This window comes from Amycolatopsis sp. NPDC051373 (assembly GCF_040689465.1).
Lineage (GTDB): Bacteria > Actinomycetota > Actinomycetes > Mycobacteriales > Pseudonocardiaceae > Amycolatopsis.
Map to the genome: position 1 here is coordinate 1 of NZ_JBFBAE010000049.1, position 16,024 is coordinate 16,024.

18 protein-coding genes are annotated in these 16,024 nt (G+C 70.6%); 8 read left to right on the top strand and 10 right to left on the bottom strand.

Annotated features, from left to right (window positions below; translation table 11 throughout):
- Positions 1 to 284: 284 nt before the first annotated feature.
- Together AB0383_RS48210 and AB0383_RS48215 are read right to left on the bottom strand one after the other, a co-directional pair.
- A complete protein-coding gene (locus tag AB0383_RS48210; protein ID WP_366191272.1) occupies positions 285 to 1,709 on the bottom strand; it encodes a leucyl aminopeptidase family protein in 1,425 nt (474 codons plus the stop codon).
- A gap of 90 nt (positions 1,710 to 1,799) precedes the next feature.
- A complete protein-coding gene (locus AB0383_RS48215) occupies positions 1,800 to 1,967 on the bottom strand; it encodes a DUF3117 domain-containing protein (RefSeq protein ID WP_005155393.1) in 168 nt (55 codons plus the stop codon).
- A 199-nt stretch (positions 1,968 to 2,166) separates the two neighbouring features.
- On the opposite strand from AB0383_RS48215, the gene AB0383_RS48220 reads away from it, so the two are divergent.
- Entirely contained in the window at positions 2,167 to 2,961 is a 795-nt protein-coding gene (locus AB0383_RS48220; RefSeq protein WP_366191274.1) for an enoyl-CoA hydratase-related protein, read from the top strand.
- Between the two features lie 41 nt (positions 2,962 to 3,002).
- Here AB0383_RS48220 and AB0383_RS48225 read toward each other — a convergent pair whose 3' ends face one another.
- Genes AB0383_RS48225 through AB0383_RS48245 form a run of 5 tightly spaced genes read right to left on the bottom strand, consistent with a single transcriptional unit; the run spans position 3,003 to position 5,346 of the window.
- Complete coding sequence (locus AB0383_RS48225; RefSeq protein ID WP_364186583.1) at positions 3,003 to 3,572, bottom strand: DNA-3-methyladenine glycosylase I; 570 nt, start codon at positions 3,570 to 3,572, stop codon at positions 3,003 to 3,005.
- Complete coding sequence (locus AB0383_RS48230) at positions 3,569 to 4,027, bottom strand: SRPBCC family protein (RefSeq protein WP_364186587.1); 459 nt, start codon at positions 4,025 to 4,027, stop codon at positions 3,569 to 3,571. The genes AB0383_RS48225 and AB0383_RS48230 overlap by 4 nt, the downstream gene beginning before the upstream one ends.
- Complete coding sequence (locus AB0383_RS48235) at positions 4,020 to 4,334, bottom strand: DivIVA domain-containing protein (RefSeq protein WP_220246407.1); 315 nt, start codon at positions 4,332 to 4,334, stop codon at positions 4,020 to 4,022. The genes AB0383_RS48230 and AB0383_RS48235 overlap by 8 nt, the downstream gene beginning before the upstream one ends.
- Positions 4,331 to 5,005, bottom strand: a complete 675-nt coding sequence (locus tag AB0383_RS48240) for a permease prefix domain 1-containing protein (RefSeq protein WP_366191277.1) — start codon at positions 5,003 to 5,005, stop codon at positions 4,331 to 4,333. The genes AB0383_RS48235 and AB0383_RS48240 overlap by 4 nt, the downstream gene beginning before the upstream one ends.
- Before the next feature lie 17 nt (positions 5,006 to 5,022).
- A complete protein-coding gene (locus AB0383_RS48245; protein WP_366191279.1) occupies positions 5,023 to 5,346 on the bottom strand; it encodes a helix-turn-helix transcriptional regulator in 324 nt (107 codons plus the stop codon).
- A gap of 140 nt (positions 5,347 to 5,486) precedes the next feature.
- Between AB0383_RS48245 and AB0383_RS48250 the strand changes: the two genes are divergently transcribed.
- Genes AB0383_RS48250 through cydC form a run of 4 tightly spaced genes read left to right on the top strand, consistent with a single transcriptional unit; the run spans position 5,487 to position 10,767 of the window.
- Positions 5,487 to 6,653, top strand: coding sequence for a cytochrome ubiquinol oxidase subunit I (locus tag AB0383_RS48250; protein ID WP_366191281.1), 1,167 nt, complete (start codon positions 5,487 to 5,489; stop codon positions 6,651 to 6,653).
- 2 nt (positions 6,654 to 6,655) lie between these two features.
- Positions 6,656 to 7,651, top strand: a complete 996-nt coding sequence (locus AB0383_RS48255) for a cytochrome d ubiquinol oxidase subunit II (protein WP_366191283.1) — start codon at positions 6,656 to 6,658, stop codon at positions 7,649 to 7,651.
- A gap of 9 nt (positions 7,652 to 7,660) precedes the next feature.
- Positions 7,661 to 9,214: a thiol reductant ABC exporter subunit CydD gene (gene cydD, locus AB0383_RS48260; protein WP_366191285.1), complete on the top strand. Its 1,554-nt coding sequence runs from the start codon at positions 7,661 to 7,663 to the stop codon at positions 9,212 to 9,214.
- Positions 9,211 to 10,767: a thiol reductant ABC exporter subunit CydC gene (gene cydC / locus AB0383_RS48265; RefSeq protein ID WP_366191287.1), complete on the top strand. Its 1,557-nt coding sequence runs from the start codon at positions 9,211 to 9,213 to the stop codon at positions 10,765 to 10,767. The genes cydD and cydC overlap by 4 nt, the downstream gene beginning before the upstream one ends.
- Here the strand turns inward: cydC and AB0383_RS48270 are convergent.
- Positions 10,700 to 11,608 (bottom strand): glucosyl-3-phosphoglycerate synthase, encoded by a 909-nt coding sequence (locus AB0383_RS48270; protein WP_364186597.1) that lies wholly within the window; start codon positions 11,606 to 11,608, stop codon positions 10,700 to 10,702. The genes cydC and AB0383_RS48270 overlap by 68 nt on opposite strands.
- 53 nt (positions 11,609 to 11,661) lie before the next feature.
- Between AB0383_RS48270 and AB0383_RS48275 the strand changes: the two genes are divergently transcribed.
- Positions 11,662 to 12,336, top strand: a complete 675-nt coding sequence (locus AB0383_RS48275; RefSeq protein ID WP_364186600.1) for a lysophospholipid acyltransferase family protein — start codon at positions 11,662 to 11,664, stop codon at positions 12,334 to 12,336.
- Position 12,337: 1 nt separating this feature from the next.
- Here the strand turns inward: AB0383_RS48275 and AB0383_RS48280 are convergent, their stop codons facing one another.
- Together AB0383_RS48280 and AB0383_RS48285 are read right to left on the bottom strand one after the other, a co-directional pair.
- Entirely contained in the window at positions 12,338 to 12,913 is a 576-nt protein-coding gene (locus AB0383_RS48280; RefSeq protein WP_364186602.1) for a TIGR00730 family Rossman fold protein, read from the bottom strand.
- Complete coding sequence (locus AB0383_RS48285; protein WP_354871266.1) at positions 12,913 to 13,698, bottom strand: TIGR00730 family Rossman fold protein; 786 nt, start codon at positions 13,696 to 13,698, stop codon at positions 12,913 to 12,915. Before AB0383_RS48285 ends, AB0383_RS48280 begins: the two co-directional genes overlap by 1 nt.
- 601 nt (positions 13,699 to 14,299) lie before the next feature.
- Between AB0383_RS48285 and AB0383_RS48290 the strand changes: the two genes are divergently transcribed.
- Both AB0383_RS48290 and AB0383_RS48295 read left to right on the top strand, forming a co-directional pair.
- Positions 14,300 to 14,869: a M28 family peptidase gene (locus tag AB0383_RS48290; protein ID WP_366191291.1), complete on the top strand. Its 570-nt coding sequence runs from the start codon at positions 14,300 to 14,302 to the stop codon at positions 14,867 to 14,869.
- 97 nt (positions 14,870 to 14,966) lie between these two features.
- Positions 14,967 to 16,022, top strand: coding sequence for a chitinase (locus tag AB0383_RS48295; RefSeq protein ID WP_366191293.1), 1,056 nt, complete (start codon positions 14,967 to 14,969; stop codon positions 16,020 to 16,022).
- The last annotated feature ends 2 nt before the right edge of the window (positions 16,023 to 16,024 follow it).

Here is a 16,024-nt window from a genome sequence, read left to right on the forward strand (position 1 = left end):
TGGATTGTGTTGACGGCCGGTGACGTGTTGTCAAGGCGGGAAAGCGTGCCTTGACAACACGTCGCCGGCCGCAAGGAGGCTTCGGATCGGGGTGCCGGGGTGGGGCTGGGTGCAGGTTCCGTCGCGTGGGTGGGTGGCGGTTGCGAGGGTGGACGCGGCCTGAGTGGGGGGTGATTCGGGCAGGTGGGTGGCGGTTGGTGGGGTCGTCAAAGTGCCCCGGTGCGGCGTTTGGGTGCGTTGGGTGCACACGACGCCGCATTGGGGCGAGGCGTGGGGCTTGGGGGCTAGGCCGAGTAGGAGGCGGCCAGTTCCACCAGGGTGCGGGCGGCGAAGCCGGAGGCGCCGGGGACCACGTCGTCGTAGGTCTTGTCGGCGCGGGCGGGGCCGGCGATGTCCAGGTGGGCCCAGGGCAATCCGGCGGTGAACTCGCGGAGGAAGAGGGCGGCCATGATGCCGCCGGGGCCGCCGGGGGCCTGGCGGACGTCGCCGAGTTCGCCTTCGATGCCGGGGGCGTAGTCGTCGACCAGGGGCATGCGCCACCAGGATTCGCCGGCGCGGGTGCCCGCTTCGATCACGCGGGCGGCCAGGGCGTCGTCGGTGGAGAACAGGCCGCCGGTGCGCAATCCCAACGAGACCTTCATGGCGCCGGTGAGGGTGGCGGCGTCCACGACGAGATCGGGTTTGTACGTGTGGATCCCGTAGGCGAGCGCGTCGGCCATGACCATGCGGCCCTCGGCGTCGGTGTTGCCGACCTCGGTGGTGCGGCCGCCGTAGTGGCGGACGATGTCGCCGGGGCGGTACGAACCACCGGAGACGTGGTTCTCGGCGGCGGGGACCAACGCCGTCACGCGCACCGCCAGACCCAGCGAGGCGATGGCGCGCACGGAGGCGATCACGGCCGCGCCGCCCGCCATGTCGGTGCGCATGAGGTGCATGCCGTCGGCGGGCTTGACCGACAGACCGCCGGTGTCGAAGGTGATGCCCTTGCCCACGAACAGCAGGTGAGTCTTGGCGCCGCGCGGGCGGTACTCGAGCTCGATCAGGCGCGGCGGGGAATCCGAGCCGCCGCCGACGGCGAGCACGCCGCCGAAGCCGTTGTCCGCGAGCCACTTCTCGTCGCGCACGTTCACGGTCACCGCGGCCGAGCCGACGACCTTCGCGGCGGTGTTCGCGAGCCACGCGGGGTTCTTGATGTTCGACGGTGCGTTGGCCAGGTCCCGCGTCAGCGCGGCGGCGGCCGCGAGCTCACGAACGCGGGCGACCTCGTCTGCGTACGCCGCGGCCGAAGGACTCACCAGCCGGACGGTCTGCACCGCGGGCTTCGGGTCCTCTGTGGTCACGACGAACCGGTAGCCGCCCAGGAACAAGCCCATCGCGAGCTCGCCGACGTGCGCGGCGGACACGTCCTCGGGCAGCCCCACCTGGACGGTCCGAACCGGCTGGTCCACCGAGGACACCGCGCGCGCCAGCGCCGCCCCCGCCCGGCGGTAGTCGCGCGGTTCGCCCGCGCCGAGGCCGGCGACCCAGCGCACCGCGCCGTCGGCCGGGACTTCCTGCACGTCACCTGCCTTGCCGGTCGCCTTCACCCCGCCGAGTTCCACCTCTGCGGACGAAAGCGCCAGCACCACTTGCGGGGCCCCGCGCCGGAACGCGTCGGCGACCTCGATCTCGGGCAGTTTGGTCGGGACAGGCGGTAGCGAGTTACGCACAGTGAGCAACCTTCGGGCGCAGATGAACCGCGACCCCGGCCTCCATGAGGAGACCGGGGTTCGGTGAGTGGATGGGGAGGGGAGCCGGAATCAGCCGGTGACCTCCTGAAGTGCTGCGCCGAGGTCCTTCGCTTCTTCCGCGGAGAGCTCGACGACGAGACGGCCGCCACCTTCCAATGGCACCCGCATCACGAGGCCCCGCCCCTCCTTGGTCACTTCGAGGGGACCATCTCCGGTCCGGGGCTTCATGGCCGCCATAGCGTGCTCCCTCCGTCTCAACCGGCGCGCCCGGGTCGCGCACTCCCATGCCAGCCGGGTCTTGACCCCCATTGTCCCTCATCAGCGGCCGGGCGCGAACGCGGACCGATCATTTGCCGCCGTATCGGTGCTGGTATGCGCCACGCGGGGCTGAAACACTCGGCGGAGGACCCACGATTACGCCAAGAGGAGCAGCACAGTGACCACACCCGACGTCCTCCTGACCGCCGACGCCGACGGCGTGCGCACCCTGACCCTGAACCGGCCGGAGGCGTACAACTCGCTGACCGTCGAGCTCAAGGAACGGCTGCTCGCCGAGCTGCGCGCCGCGGCCGACGACGCGGACGTGCGCGCGATCGTGCTCACCGGAGCGGGCAAGGCGTTCTGCGCAGGACAGGACCTGAAGGAACACGTCGGGCTGCTGCAGGCGAACGACCCGGCCCCGCTGCACACGGTGAGCGATCACTACAACCCGATCGTCAAGGCCATCGTGGACATGCCGAAGCCGGTCATCGCCGCGGTCAACGGCACGGCCGCCGGCGCGGGCGCCGCCTTCGCCTACGCGAGCGACCTGCGGATCGCCGCCGAGTCGTCGTCGTTCCTGATGGCCTTCGCGAACGTCGGGCTCGGCCCGGACTCCGGCGCGTCGTGGACGCTGCAGCGGCTCATCGGCCTCGGCCGCGCCGCCGAGCTGATGCTGCTGGCCCGCACCATCGACTCCGCCGAGGCGCAACGCATCGGCCTGGTCGGCGAGGTCGTGTCCGACGAGGAACTCGCCGCGCGCGCCCAGGCCGTGGCCGCAAAGCTGGCCGCCGGCCCGACGGTGGCGTACTCGAAGATCAAGCACGTGCTCGCTGTCTCTGCGCAGTCCTCTCTGGACGAAGCGCTCGCGGCCGAGGACGAGGCCCAGACCGCGCTCGGCGCCACCGCCGACCACACCGAGGCGGTGGAGGCCTTCGTCGGCAAGCGCAAGCCGAACTTCCAGGGCAAGTAGTCCGCCTGGGTGTTCCGTCCGGCCGAAACCGGACGGAACACTCACGAGCGGTTCGCCCGGAAGCAGCCCGAGACGTGGTCGTCGACCATGCCGGTCGCCTGCATCAGCGCGTAACAAGTGGTCGGGCCGAGGAACGCGAAGCCGCGCTTCTTCAGCTCCTTCGCCATCGCCTTCGACTCGTCGGTCACGGCCGGCACGTCGGCCATCGTCCGCGGCCGCTTGTGCTTCGCCGGGGCGAACGACCACAGCAGTTCGTCGAGCGGCACATCCAGATCAGCGATCGCGCGCGCGTTGTTGACGGCCGCCAGGATCTTCGCGCGGTTGCGCACGATGCCGGCGTCGGCCATCAGCCGCTCGATGTCGGCGTCGCCGAAGCGCGCGACCTTCGCCGGCTGGAACTTGCGGAACGCTTTGCGGAAGTTCTCCCGTTTGCGCAGGATCGTGATCCACGACAGTCCCGACTGGAACGACTCGAGCGACAGCCGCTCGTACAGCGCGGCCTCACCGTGCAGCGGCTTGCCCCACTCCTCGTCGTGGTAGGCGGTGTAGTCCGGCGTCGAGTTCCCCCAGGAGCAGCGCTTGACGCCGTCCTGGCCCAGCAGTTCGGTCACCGCTCACCGACCGAATAATCCTGCACGAACTTCGCGAACCGCTTCATCGACTGGTGCACCCCGAGCGAGAACGCCGGGCGCACCACGGGCCAGCCCAGGCGTCCGATCAGCCCGAACGGCAGGTCGAGGTGCTCGGCCCAGACGAACGTGGAGCGGGTCGGCCCGTTGGCCACGACCTGGAACGCCGCCGTGCCGCGCACGAGGCTGCCCAGGTGGCGCATGGTCACCCGCAGCGGCGGCTCCCACGCGGTGACCTCCATGGTGTCGGTGAACCCGAGGCCGCCGATCCCCGTGGTGGCCGCGATCTTCGAGCCGACGCTGCGTCCGTTGCCCTCGAGCACGCGCACGGTGGTGCCGAGCACCCACTCGCTCTGGCGCGGCCAGTCGGTGAGCGCCAGCCACGTCGTGCCCGCCGGTGCCTCGACCTCGACGGACAGGATCAGGTCACTACTCACCCGCGGGCCTCGGCTCCGGCTGGGCGGCTTCGAGCTCCGCGACGCGGACGCGCAGCTCGTCGAGCTCCACGCCGAGCCGGCGCATCACCCAGTCCACTTCGGACATCTTGTACCCGCGCAGCACGAGCTGGTAGCGCACGTGACGCACGTCCTCGCCGGTGATGTCCTCTGCAGGCAGGCGCGTGGGCGAGCTGCCCGGCGGCAGCGGGGCCAGCTCCTCGCCCCGGCCGAACACCACGGCGGCGAGCAGGAACACCACGGCGGCCACCAGCAGCATGACTACGAGGTAGATCAGCGCGGTCGTCACGCCACGATCGTGGCACACCGGCCCCAGGAACGTCGCGCGAGCACGACCAGACGCACCGACAGCAGTACATACGCCACCATCAGCAACACGCACGGAACGGACAGGAACAGCCGCGAGACGTCCACGAACCCCGTCGCCACCACGAGAGTGAGCACCGAAGCGAGGTTCACGCCGACAGCGCCGGCGATGAAGTACCCGCACGTGCGCGCCAGGCGAACGCCGTCGACGCGACGGCTCAGCCAACGCGCGCAGACCAGCGCGATGAGGCCCACGGCCGGGACCACGAACACCGCACCGTGGGAGAAGTGCGTGGCCACGCGGTACCACTCGGGCGTCGGGGTCGACAGCTTCGTCCACTCGCCGAAGGTGAGGATCCGGGCGAAGTCCCAGGAAAGCTGCATCGCGGGCACGCCGAGCACGAGCTTCCACAGCGTGCGCACGCCGCTGTGCATGGACAGCTCGGCCTGGTAGTCGTCGGCGACCACCGCGACGCCGCCGAAGTCGGCCACCGCGCGGCGCTCGGCTTCCTCGGCCGGCCAGCCGCCTTCGCGGTACGCGTCGGCCGCGTCGTGCAGGCCGTCGCGTGCTTCGGAGAGCAGGTCGTCCTTCGTCGACCGGCAGCCGACGAGCCGCCGGTCGAGGTCCGTCAAGTACCCCTCGATCGCGTTCACACGCACCTCCCCCGCCGTCATGCCTCCGCCCGCAGGACGCCGCCGATCACGGTGGTGAACTCGCGCCACTCGGCCCGCTCGGCGGCGAGCGCCTGCTGCCCGGAGCGGGTGAGCCGGTAGGTGCGGCGCTTGCGCCCCGACACCACGTCCCACTCGCTGGCCAGGTAGCCGGCTCGCTCCAGCCTGCGCAGCGCCGGGTACACGGTCCCGGTCGGCAGGTCGAGCGCGCCGTCACTCCGCAGCGAGAGCGCCTCGATGATCGCGTAACCGTGCAGCTTCCGGCCGTCGACCACAGCCAGCAGCAGCGCGTCGAGGTGCCCGCGCAACGTGTCCGCCTTCATAGGTGGGCAGTCTACTCATGTCGTCCCCGGAAGCATAATCCCCCGTTCCACGCCGGGAACCCGGGGAAAACCCTGAAATGACCCGGATCTCATAGATTTCTCTGCTACATGTAGCCGCGCTACCTATACACTCGCTCGCCATGGACCCCTTACCCATCGCGAGACTCCAGTTCGCGACCACGACGTCGTTCCACTTCCTGTTCGTGCTGCTCACGCTGGGCTTAGTGACCGTCACAGCGGTCATGCAGACGCGTGCGACGATCAGCGGCACTCCGCAACTGCTCCGCATGACCCGGTTCTGGGGCAAGCTGTACGTGATCAATTACGCGCTGGGCATCGCGACCGGAATCGTGATGGAATTCCAGTTCGGGCTCACCTGGACCGGGCTCTCCGCATTCGCCGGCGACGTATTCGGCGCACCGCTGGCGATCGAGACGCTGGTGGCGTTCTTCCTCGAGTCCACATTCCTGGGGCTGTGGATCTTCGGCTGGGGCCGGCTCAACAAGTGGCTGCACCTGACGCTGATCTGGCTGGTCACGCTCACCGCGTACGCGTCGGCGCTGTTCATCATGGTCGCCAACTCGTTCCTGCAGAACCCGGTCGGCAGCCACCTGCAGGGCGGGCAGCTGCACCTCGACGACTTCGGCGCGCTGCTCACCAACCCCGCCCTCGTGGCGTCGCTGCCGCACGTCATCGGCGGCGCGTTGATGACCGGCGGCTTCTTCGTGACCGGCGTGAGCGCGTACCACTTCCTCAAGCGAACCGCGGAGGTCGACTTCTTCACCCGCTCGATGCGGTTCGGCGTGGTCACGGCGCTGATCGGCAGCATCGTCACGATCAACCAGGGCTTCGAGCAGGTCGGCGAGCTGGCGAAGTACCAGCCGGACAAGTTGGGCGAGAGCGCCGTCGGGGTGCCGCTGGCGGTGATGATGGGGATCGGGTTCGTCGCGCTGCTGTGCTCGCTGGCCGGCACGATCCTGCTGATCCGCAACTGGCTGATGCGGGCGAGGTTCCTGCACTACCTGATGGTCCCGGCGATCGTGCTGCCGTTCGCGGCCGCGATCGCCGGCTGGCTCGTGCGGGAGCTCGGCCGCCAGCCGTGGCTGATCTGGGGCAAGCTGCGCACGGCCGACGCGGTCGCCGACGTGCCCGGCGGCCAGGTCCTGTTCTCGTTCATCGCGTTCGGCGTGCTGTTCGCGGCACTCGCCGTGGCCGACTGGGTGCTGATGTCGCGGGTCGCGCGGCGCGGGCCCGAACCGGAAGAGGCGCGCGCGGAGCCCGAACTTCCCGTACTGAGCGGAGTCTGACGATGACGACCATCTGGTGGGGTGTGCTCGGGCTGCTGCTCGGCGGGTACTTCGCGCTGGCCGGCTACGACTACGGCGTGGGCTTCCTGCTGCCGGGCCTCGGCCGCGACGAGGCGAAGCAACGGCGGGCGCTGGGTGCGCTCGGGCCGTTCTTCCTGGCCAACGAGGTGTGGCTGATCGCCGCCGTCGGGGTGCTGTTCGGCGTGTTCCCGCACCTGGAGGGCCGGGTGTTCGCCGGCGCGTACGTGCTGGTGGTGGCGCTGCTGCTGGGGCTCGTGACGTTCACCGCGTCGGTGCAGCTGCGCAGCCGCCGGCCCGACGCGCGCCGCGGCCCGTGGTCGTTCGGCATCACGGCGGGCGCGCTCGTGACCACGCTGGCGTGGGGCCTGTTCCTGGGCAACCTCGTGCTCGGCCTGCCGGTCGACGCCCAGGGCAACCCGGTCGACGACGTGCTCGCGCTCTTCGATCCGTACGCCGTGTTGTGGGGGCTCGGGTTCGTGGCGCTGTTCGGGCTGCAGGCCGCGGTGTTCCTCGCCGTGCGCGGCCCGGCGGAGCTCGCCGGCCGGGCGGGGCGGTTCGCGAAGACGTTCGCGACGCCGGTCGGCACGTTCCTGGTGGTGGCCACGGTGTGGGGTGCGGTGGCGGTGTCGGCGATCTCGTGGGCCGCGATCGCGGTGACGGCTGTGGCGTTCGTCGCGTTCGGGACCGTCCTGTTCGGACTGCGGTCCAAGCGGTACCGGCTCGCGCTGCCCGCGGCGATGCTGCTGTCGGCGACCCCGGCGCTGGTGGTGGGCGCGCTGCGGTTCCCGACGATTCTGGTGTCCACTTCGGACCCCGGTTACGCGCTGACCGTTTCCGACGCCTTCACCGCGCCCGAGACAGCGGGACTGCTCGCGTGGTTCGCGGTGCCCGTGCTCGTGGTGCTGGTGGTCGTGCAGTGGCTGACCTGGCGGGCGAACCGCGGGCCCGTCGACCGGCAGTCGTTGCTGCACTTCTAGGGGGAAGAAATGCCGTCACTGCCCGGCTCGCGCCGATACCTGGTCGTGCTCGGAGTCCTCGGCACGCTGACCGCCGGCGTGATCCTCCTGCAGGCCGAAGGCCTCGCGACGCTGCTCACCGGCGGCGGCCTGGGCGTCACGCTCCTTGTCGCCGTGGGCGCGCGCGTGCTGGTCACGCTGGGGCAAAACGTGGTCACGGGCCGGTTCGCGGGCGACGCCCAGGCCGGGTTGCGCCGACGGCTGCTCGGGTCGACGGCCGACGCGGGCGTGGTCACCACGCAGGTCACGAAGGGCGTCGACGCGACCACGGCCTACCTCACCGGCTACCTGCCGGCGCTCGTCGCGTCGGTGCTCGTGCCGGTCGCCGTGGTGGTGCGGCTGGTCACGACGGACCTCACGTCGGCGCTGATCGTGGTGGCCACGCTGCCGTTGATCCCGGTGTTCGCCGCGCTGGTCGGGGCTCGCGCGAAGGCGCGCACGGAACGGCAGTGGGCGCTTCTCACGCGGCTGGGCGGGCACTTCCTCGACGCCGTGCGTGGCCTGCCGACGTTGAAGTTGTTCGGCCGCGCCCGCGCGCAAGCCCAGCACGTGCGCGCGATGGCCGACGCGCACGCCGACGCGACGCTGGGGACGCTGCGCGTCGCGTTCCTGTCCTCGCTGGTCCTGGAACTGGTGGCCACGCTGTCGATCGCGCTGATCGCCGTGCCCATCGGGTTCCGCCTGCTCGAAGGCTCCCTCACCGCGCACACGGCGATGCTCGTGCTGGTGCTCGCCCCCGAGGCGTACCTGCCGTTGCGCGCGGCGGGGGCGAAGTTCCACGCGGCGGCCGAAGGGCTCACGGCGTTGCGCGAAGCCCTGGCCACTCCCCTGCCGGCCCGGCGCGGTGGCACGGTGACCCGGCCGGCGGGTCCGCCGGAGATCGAGCTCGACGGTGTTTCCGTGCGCTACGGCGAGGTCGCCGCACTGTCCGAAGTGGACCTCATGATCGGTCGCGGTGACCACGTCGCCATCACCGGGCCGAGTGGTGCCGGGAAGTCGACGCTGCTGGCCGTGCTGCTGGGGTTCGTCACGCCGACAACCGGCCGGGTGCTCGTGGACGGCGTCGACCTGCGGTCCCTCGACCACGCGGCTTGGCTGCGCGACACGGCGTGGCTGCCGCAGCGGCCGACGTTGTTCAGCGGCACCGTCGCGGAGAACATCGCACTCGGTTCCGGAGCCGACGTACCCGCCGCCGCCCGCGCTGCCGCGCTCGACGAGGTCGTTGCCGAGCTGCCCGAGGGCTACGCGACGCGCATCGGCGAGCTGGGTGCGGGATTGTCGGCGGGGCAACGGCAACGCGTCGGCCTCGCCCGCGCGCTCGCTCGAACCGGCGCCGGGCTCGTGCTGCTCGACGAACCGACCGCGCGGCTCGACCGGCGCACCGAACAGGCCGTGCTCGATGGGACAAAGTCCCTACTGCCCGGCCGCACGGCGTTGTTCGTGGCGCACCACCCCGCGCTGGCCGCGATGGCCACGCGTTCCGTCCCGCTCGTGGGCGGCCGAGTTCCGCTGGGGGTCCGATGAACGTCGCGCGACTGCTCCGAGCCGCCCTGCTCGCGGCCGGGGCCGAGATCTCCGGGCTGGCACTGACCGGCACGGCGGCGTGGCTGCTGATGCGGGCGGCCGAGCGGCCGCCGCTCGCCGCGCTGACCGTCGCGATCGTGGCGGTGCGCGTTTTCGCCTTGGCTCGCGGTGGTTTGCGGTACGCCGAGCGCCTGGCCGGGCACGAGGTCGTGCTGCGTTATCTCGGCGCGTTACGGGCCCGGGTGTACGGCGCGCTCGTGCCGCGGCGCGTCGCCGAACATTCCGGCGCCGACCTCGTGACGCGGCTGGTGTCCGATGTGGACGCCGTGCAGGACGCCGTGCTGCGGTTGGCACTTCCGGCTGCGGTGGCGGGAATCGTCGGGCTGGCGTTGACCGTGGTCACGGCATTCGTGAGTCTCTCCGCCGCGGCGGTGCTCGTGGCCGGCCTGCTCATCGCCGGTGGGCTGCTGCCGTGGCTGGCCGCACGCGTCACGGCGAAGAGCCAGGCCCTCACCTCGCCCGCTCGGCAGGAGCTGGCCGAACGCACGGTCGAGCTGGTCACCGGCCGCCACGAACTCGTGGCTCACGGCGCCGAACCTCAGGCGACGAAAGCCGCCGAGACCGTGATCAACGGGATCGCCGCGCGGGCCCGCAGCGTCTCGACCCGGCTGTCGACGCTGACCGCTGCCGGCGCCTTCATCCAGCTCGCGACGATCGCAGCCGTGGCTCTCCTGGCCGGCGCGAATCTGCCGGTGACCGCCGCGTTGACACTGGCCGTGCTGGCGCTGTTCGAGATCGTCCTGCCCCTGATCGCCGCGGCCCAGCGAGCCCCCGAGCTGCGGACGTCATGGGGCCGCGTGCGCGAACTGCTGGCGAACACCCCGCCGGAGACTCCCGAACACACCGGGCCCGGTCACCTGAAGCTGGAAAACGTGACAGTCCGGTATCCGGGCCGCCGGCCCGCCCTCGAAGGCATCGATCTCGACCTCCCACCAGGAGCTCGGCTGGGCGTGCTCGGCCCGTCAGGCGCGGGCAAAACCACCCTGCTCCACGTGCTGCTCGGCTTCACCCCACCCACGTCCGGCCAGGCCACAGTGGACGGTCATCCGATCCACGGCCCCAGCCCCGAGGTGGTCTCCGGCGCCCTCGCCGACGCCCACGTCTTCGCCGACACCGTCCGCGAAAACCTCCTCATCGCCTCGCCAAGCGCGACCGACGAAGACCTCCACAGCGCCTGCACCGTCACCGACCTCGACGTCCCCCTGGACCGCGACGCCACCACCCTCTCCGGCGGCCAGCGCCAGCGCCTGGTCCTCACGCGCACTGTTCTCTCCGCCCCGCCGGTCCTCGTCCTCGACGAGCCGGTGGAAGGCCTCGACGAAACCCACGGCGACGAGGTCCTCGCCCGCGTCCTCGCGAACGCGGAAGGAACCGTCGTCCTCGTGACGCACCGCCCTGAGCACCTGGCCGGCTTCGACCACGTGCTCAGCCTCGAGGACGGGCGGCCCGCACCTGCGCCATCGGCGGCCGGTCCAGCACGGGGATCTCGCTGACGTCGGGCAGCCACTCCCCCGACACCTGCACGAACTGCGTCAGCCGCGCGTCGGCGTCGGTCGGCACGCCGCAGCGCGCCAGGGCCGTGCCGAGGATCTGCCGAGCCATCACGCCCAGCTGCAGCAGCGAGCGGTTGCGGTGCTTGCGGACGCCGAGGTTGACCTGGGCGAGCCCGTCGAGGCCGTAGCGCTGTTCGGCGTCGAGCAGCAGGCCGATCTCCACGCCGTAGCCGCCGGCGAAAGGCACCGACTCGAAGAACTCGCGCGTGCCCGCGTACTCGCCGCCGAGCGGCTGCACGAGCTCGCCCAGTGCCGGGCGCAGCGCGGACAGCACGGGCCGGGCCAGCAGCTCCGTCACGCGGCCGCCACCCGTGCTCTCCAGCCGCAGCGGACGCCGGTAGAAGCCCTTCACCAGGTGCACGCCGGGTTCGGTGAGCAGCGGCCCGAGCAGCGCCGGCACGAACGCCTGGTCCGGGTCCACGAGGTCCGAGTCGAGGAAGACCACGAGGTCGCCGGTCGTCGCGGCCAGTGACCGCCACAGCACCTCGCCCTTGCCGGGGCGCGGCGGCAGCTCGGACAGCACGTCCTCGCGGTGCACCACCCGCGCGCCGGCCGCGGCCGCGACCTCGGCGGTGGCGTCGGTGGAGCCGGAGTCGACCACCACCAGCTCGTCGACGACGTTGCCCAGCAGTGGCCGCACCGAAGCGACGACGTCACCGACCGTTCGCTCTTCGTCCAGCGCCGGCAGCACCACGGAAACCGTGCGGTCACGCTTGGCCGCCAGGATGTCAGCGGGCGTCCACGCGGGTTCCTGCCAGGTGCGACGTTCGAACCAGCTCATCGGCCGATCGTGCCATGCTGGTGCCACCGACCTGTCCGCCGGAGGGAGACCCCTTGCTGCCCCTGCTCGTCCGTTTCGTGCTCGGCCCGCTGGTCCGCACGATCTACCGCCCCGAGGTCGAGGGTGTGGAGAACGTGCCGGCAGACGGACCGGTGCTGCTCGCGGCCAACCACCGCGCGGCGCTGGACACCGGCGTGATCACCTTCACCACGCCGCGCAAGGTGCGTTTCCTCAGCAAGGCCGAGTACTTCACCGGCACGGGCCTGAAGGGCCGTTTCATCGCCAACTCGCTCGACGCGCTGGGCTACATCCCCGTCGAGCGCGGCAGCGCGTCGGCCGGCCTCGCCGCCCTGGAAGCCGGGCGGCGCGTGCTGGAAAACGGCGGCGTCTTCGCGATCTACCCCGAGGGCACGCGCTCGCTCGACGGCCGCCTGCACCGCGGCCACACCGGCGTCGCGGCGCTCGCGCTGTCCACCGGCGCGAAGGTCGTGCCCGTCGCGTTGTGGGGCACCGAGGGCATCCAGCCCGACGGCTCGAAGATCCCGCACGTGTGCAAGATCAAGATCAAGTTCGGCGCCCCGCTGGACTTCTCCCGCTACGAGGGCCAGGACTCGTCGTCGGCCATCCGCCGCTCCGTGACCGACGAGGTCATGTACTCGATCCTCGAGCTTTCAGGCCAGGAGTACGTGGACACCTACCACAAGCGCCCGAGCGAGGGCGCCGCCTGAGTCAGTCCCACTTCGGCGGCGTCGGCGGTGCGTAACCGGCGAACCGATCCAGCAGCGCCGACGCGTCGGCGTCGACCAGCAGCAGGTCGCGGTAACCGGCGCCCAGGAATCCTTCGGTGACCATGTGGTCGGAGAAGGACACGAGCGGGCCGTAGTAACCGCCGACGTCGACGAGGCCGATGGGCTTCGAGTGCAGGCCGAGCTGGGCCCAGGTCCACACCTCGAACAGCTCCTCCAACGTCCCCGCGCCGCCGGGCAGCGCGAGAAAACCGTCGGACAGCGCGGCCATCTTGGCCTTGCGCTGGTGCATGTCGGGGACCACGTGCAGCTCGGTGAGGCCCGCGTGCGCGATCTCCACACTGGACAGCGCCTCGGGGATCACACCGATCACCTCACCGCCCGCCGCCAGCGCGGCGTCGGCGACCACGCCCATCGTGCCGACGCTCGCACCGCCGTACACGAGGCCGATGCCGCGCTGGGCCAGCAGTTTGCCCAGTTCTGCGGCGGCCTCCGCGTACGCCGGGGTAAAGCCCATCGAGGACCCGCAGAAGACGCAGACCCGGCGCAACGAGCTCATCAGTGGGTGTCCTCCCAGGCCTGGTACGACTCCTCGACCACGCGCACGGCGTCGTCGATGTCGTCGGTGAGGTGCAGCAGGTCGAGATCCTTCTCGCTGATCTTGCCGCCGTCGAGCACCGACTTCGAGATCCAGTCGTAAAGCCCGCCCCAGTACTCGGTGCCGAACAGCACCACCGGGAATTTGGTCACCTTCTTGGTCTGGACCAGAACCAGCGCCTCGAACAGCTCGTCGAGCGTGCCGAAGCCGCCGGGCAGGCAGATGAAGGCCTGCGAATACTTGATGAACATCGTCTTGCGCGCGAAGAAGTAGCGAAAGTTCACGCCCAGGTCGACCCACGGGTTCAAGCCCTGCTCGAACGGCAGCTCGATGCCGAGGCCCACGGAGAAGCCGCCGGCCTCGTTCGCACCGCGGTTCACGGCCTCCATCGCGCCCGGCCCACCGCCGGTGATCACGGCGAAGCCGGCTTCGGCGAGCGCGCCGCCGATCTTGCGGCCCAGGTCGTATTCGGGGTCGTCACGCTTGGTCCGCGCGGAGCCGAACACGGTCACCGCGCGCGGCACCTCCGCGAGCGCGCCGAAGCCCTCCACGAACTCGGCCTGGATGCGCAGCACCCGCCACGGGTCGGTGTGCACCCAGTCGCTCGGGCCGCGCGCGTCCAGGAGCCGCTGGTCGGTGGTGCTGCCCTGGTCACGACGGTCGCGCCGAAGCACGACCGGGCCCTTGTGGCGCTCCACCGGGCGCTCGGGGTACTGGCCGTCCGGAAACTCAGACTGTTCACTCACCAACCCAGCCTACGGGCCGCCCCGCCAGGCAGAACCCCAGCGTCGCCACCATCGGGCGACGTCGGTGACGGCGAGGTGAACGGTCCCTTGTGGACCGCCGGTCCACACCTACCAACGGCCCGTTCACGGCAAGTCCCGACGAGGGTAGCGCCGCGTACCGCGGACCGGTAAACGCCCTGATGTTCAAAGGTTTTTCGCGGTTGATTAATGCCCGAGTAATGCTTTCCTTGCCATTCGGAGCATTGACCATCCCCGTGACGACTCCTTTACTCACGGTGATCACCCCCTCCGCGCTCGCCGTCCCGGCGGCGACCGCCACTGGTTCTACCCGCCGACCGAGGGTTCGGCGCCCGTCGGCAACCCGGCGAGCCCGACGTGCAACGGCGCCACCGTGCCCGGGATCGGCATCCGGAAGGCCGACAAGATCTTCTACAACGCGCTACTGAAGAAGTCTCCAACGGCACTCCTGGACGTTGACGGTCCAGCGCCGCCAGCATCACCTGCTACAAGAAACTCACCAAGTGAGACACGCTCTTAGCTGGAGACCATCGCCCGCCACAACGGCGGCAACCGCTCGGCCGGCGGCGGCTACGCGGCGTCAGTGTCCTATGTGGAGGGTAAGCTGCGCGCCGCCGGCTACACCGTGACACGCCAGACGTGCACGAGCCGCGCCGGACGCACGCAGAACCTCATCGCGGAATGGCCGAAGGGCGACGCGAACCGCGTGCTCATGCTGGGCGCGCACCTCGACAGCATGAGCGCCGGGCCGGGCATCAGCGACAACGGTTCCGGCAGCGCGTCGATCCTGGAGGTCGCGCTGACGCTGGCCGGCGATGGCCCAGCGCGCGAGGGCGACCGCGAAGGCGACGGGCGCTCGGACCACGTGTCGTTCAAGAGCGCGGGCATCCCCGTCGGCGGCCTGGCCACCAGTGCGGGCGACGTGGAGACCGCCGCACAGCAACGCAAGGGGGCGGGACGGCGGGAGCGGCGTTCGACAACTGCTACCACCGCGCGTGCGACACCGTCGCGAACATCCCGGACGCGCCGCTGGAGCGCAACAGCGACGCGATCGGTTACGCGGTCTGGCAGCCGGCGACCACGTGACCACCTGAGCACAGGCCGAATCGGCGGCGCCGGCCCGGCCTGCTTGTCCAGACCCTTATTTGTCTAGACCACCCCTTCGCAGGTAGTCAATTACTCCGTGCGCCACCTAACGTTCACCGAAATGCCGCGTGCTGGGACAGCGTTGTCGCGAGACGGGAGCCGGTATGTTCGGTCGCAAGTCACGGATCTTCGGCGCGGTGGTGGCCGCTGCGCTCGCCCTGCCACTGGCGGGGCTCACGGGGACCGCCGACGCGTCGGCGCATGCCGACACGTGCGCGGTGAAGTCGAAGCCCGCCGGGAAGGTGCTGCAGGGCTACTGGGAGAACTGGGACGGCGCCGCCAACGGCGTGCACCCCGGCCTCGGCTGGGTCCCGATCACCGACGCCCGCATCTCCTCGCACGGCTACAACGTGATCAACGCGGCTTTCCCCGTCATCCGCTCGGACGGCACGGTGCTGTGGGAAGACGGCATGGACGCCGGTGTGAAGGTGGCGACCCCGGCCGACATGTGCGCCGCGAAGGCCTCGGGCGCCACGATCCTGATGTCCATCGGCGGCGCGGCGGCGGGCATCGACCTGTCGTCGTCGACGGTGGCGGACAAGTTCGTGAGCACGATCGTGCCGATCCTCAAGAAGTACAACTTCGACGGCATCGACATCGACATCGAGACCGGCCTGACCGGCAGCGGGAACATCAACTCGCTCTCGGCTTCGCAGTCGAACCTCATCCGCATCATCGACGGCGTGCTCGCGCAGATGCCGTCGAACTTCGGCCTCACGATGGCGCCCGAAACCGCCTACGTGACCGGCGGCAGCGTCACCTACGGCTCGATCTGGGGCTCGTACCTGCCGATCGTCAAGAAGTACGCCGACAACGGCCGCCTGTGGTGGCTGAACATGCAGTACTACAACGGTTCCATGTACGGCTGCTCCGGCGACTCCTACGAGGCCGGCACCGTGCAGGGCTTCACCACGCAGACCAACTGCCTCGCCAACGGCCTGGTCGTGCAGGGCACGACGGTGAAGGTGCCGCTCGACAAGCAGGTGCCCGGGCTGCCGGCCCAACAGGGCGCGGGCGGTGGGTACATGGCGCCGAACCTCGTCGCGCAGGCCTACCGTGCCGTTTCGGGCGTAAAGGGCCTGATGACCTGGTCCATCAACTGGGATGGCTCGAAGAACTGGACGTTCGGCGACAACGTCCGCTCGCTCGAAGGCCGCTGAAA

Bases quoted from the DNA above. Each gene is read 5' to 3' on its own strand.
- AB0383_RS48215 (WP_005155393.1), bottom strand. From the start codon at position 1,967: ATGGCGGCCATGAAGCCCCGGACCGGAGATGGTCCCCTCGAAGTGACC.
- AB0383_RS48245 (WP_366191279.1), bottom strand. From the start codon at position 5,346: ATGAAGGCGGACACGTTGCGCGGGCACCTCGACGCGCTGCTGCTGGCT.
- AB0383_RS48250 (WP_366191281.1), top strand. From the start codon at position 5,487: ATGGACCCCTTACCCATCGCGAGACTCCAGTTCGCGACCACGACGTCG.
- AB0383_RS48255 (WP_366191283.1), top strand. From the start codon at position 6,656: ATGACGACCATCTGGTGGGGTGTGCTCGGGCTGCTGCTCGGCGGGTAC.
- cydD (WP_366191285.1), top strand. From the start codon at position 7,661: ATGCCGTCACTGCCCGGCTCGCGCCGATACCTGGTCGTGCTCGGAGTC.
- cydC (WP_366191287.1), top strand. From the start codon at position 9,211: ATGAACGTCGCGCGACTGCTCCGAGCCGCCCTGCTCGCGGCCGGGGCC.
- AB0383_RS48270 (WP_364186597.1), bottom strand. From the start codon at position 11,608: ATGAGCTGGTTCGAACGTCGCACCTGGCAGGAACCCGCGTGGACGCCC.
- AB0383_RS48280 (WP_364186602.1), bottom strand. From the start codon at position 12,913: ATGAGCTCGTTGCGCCGGGTCTGCGTCTTCTGCGGGTCCTCGATGGGC.
- AB0383_RS48295 (WP_366191293.1), top strand. From the start codon at position 14,967: ATGTTCGGTCGCAAGTCACGGATCTTCGGCGCGGTGGTGGCCGCTGCG.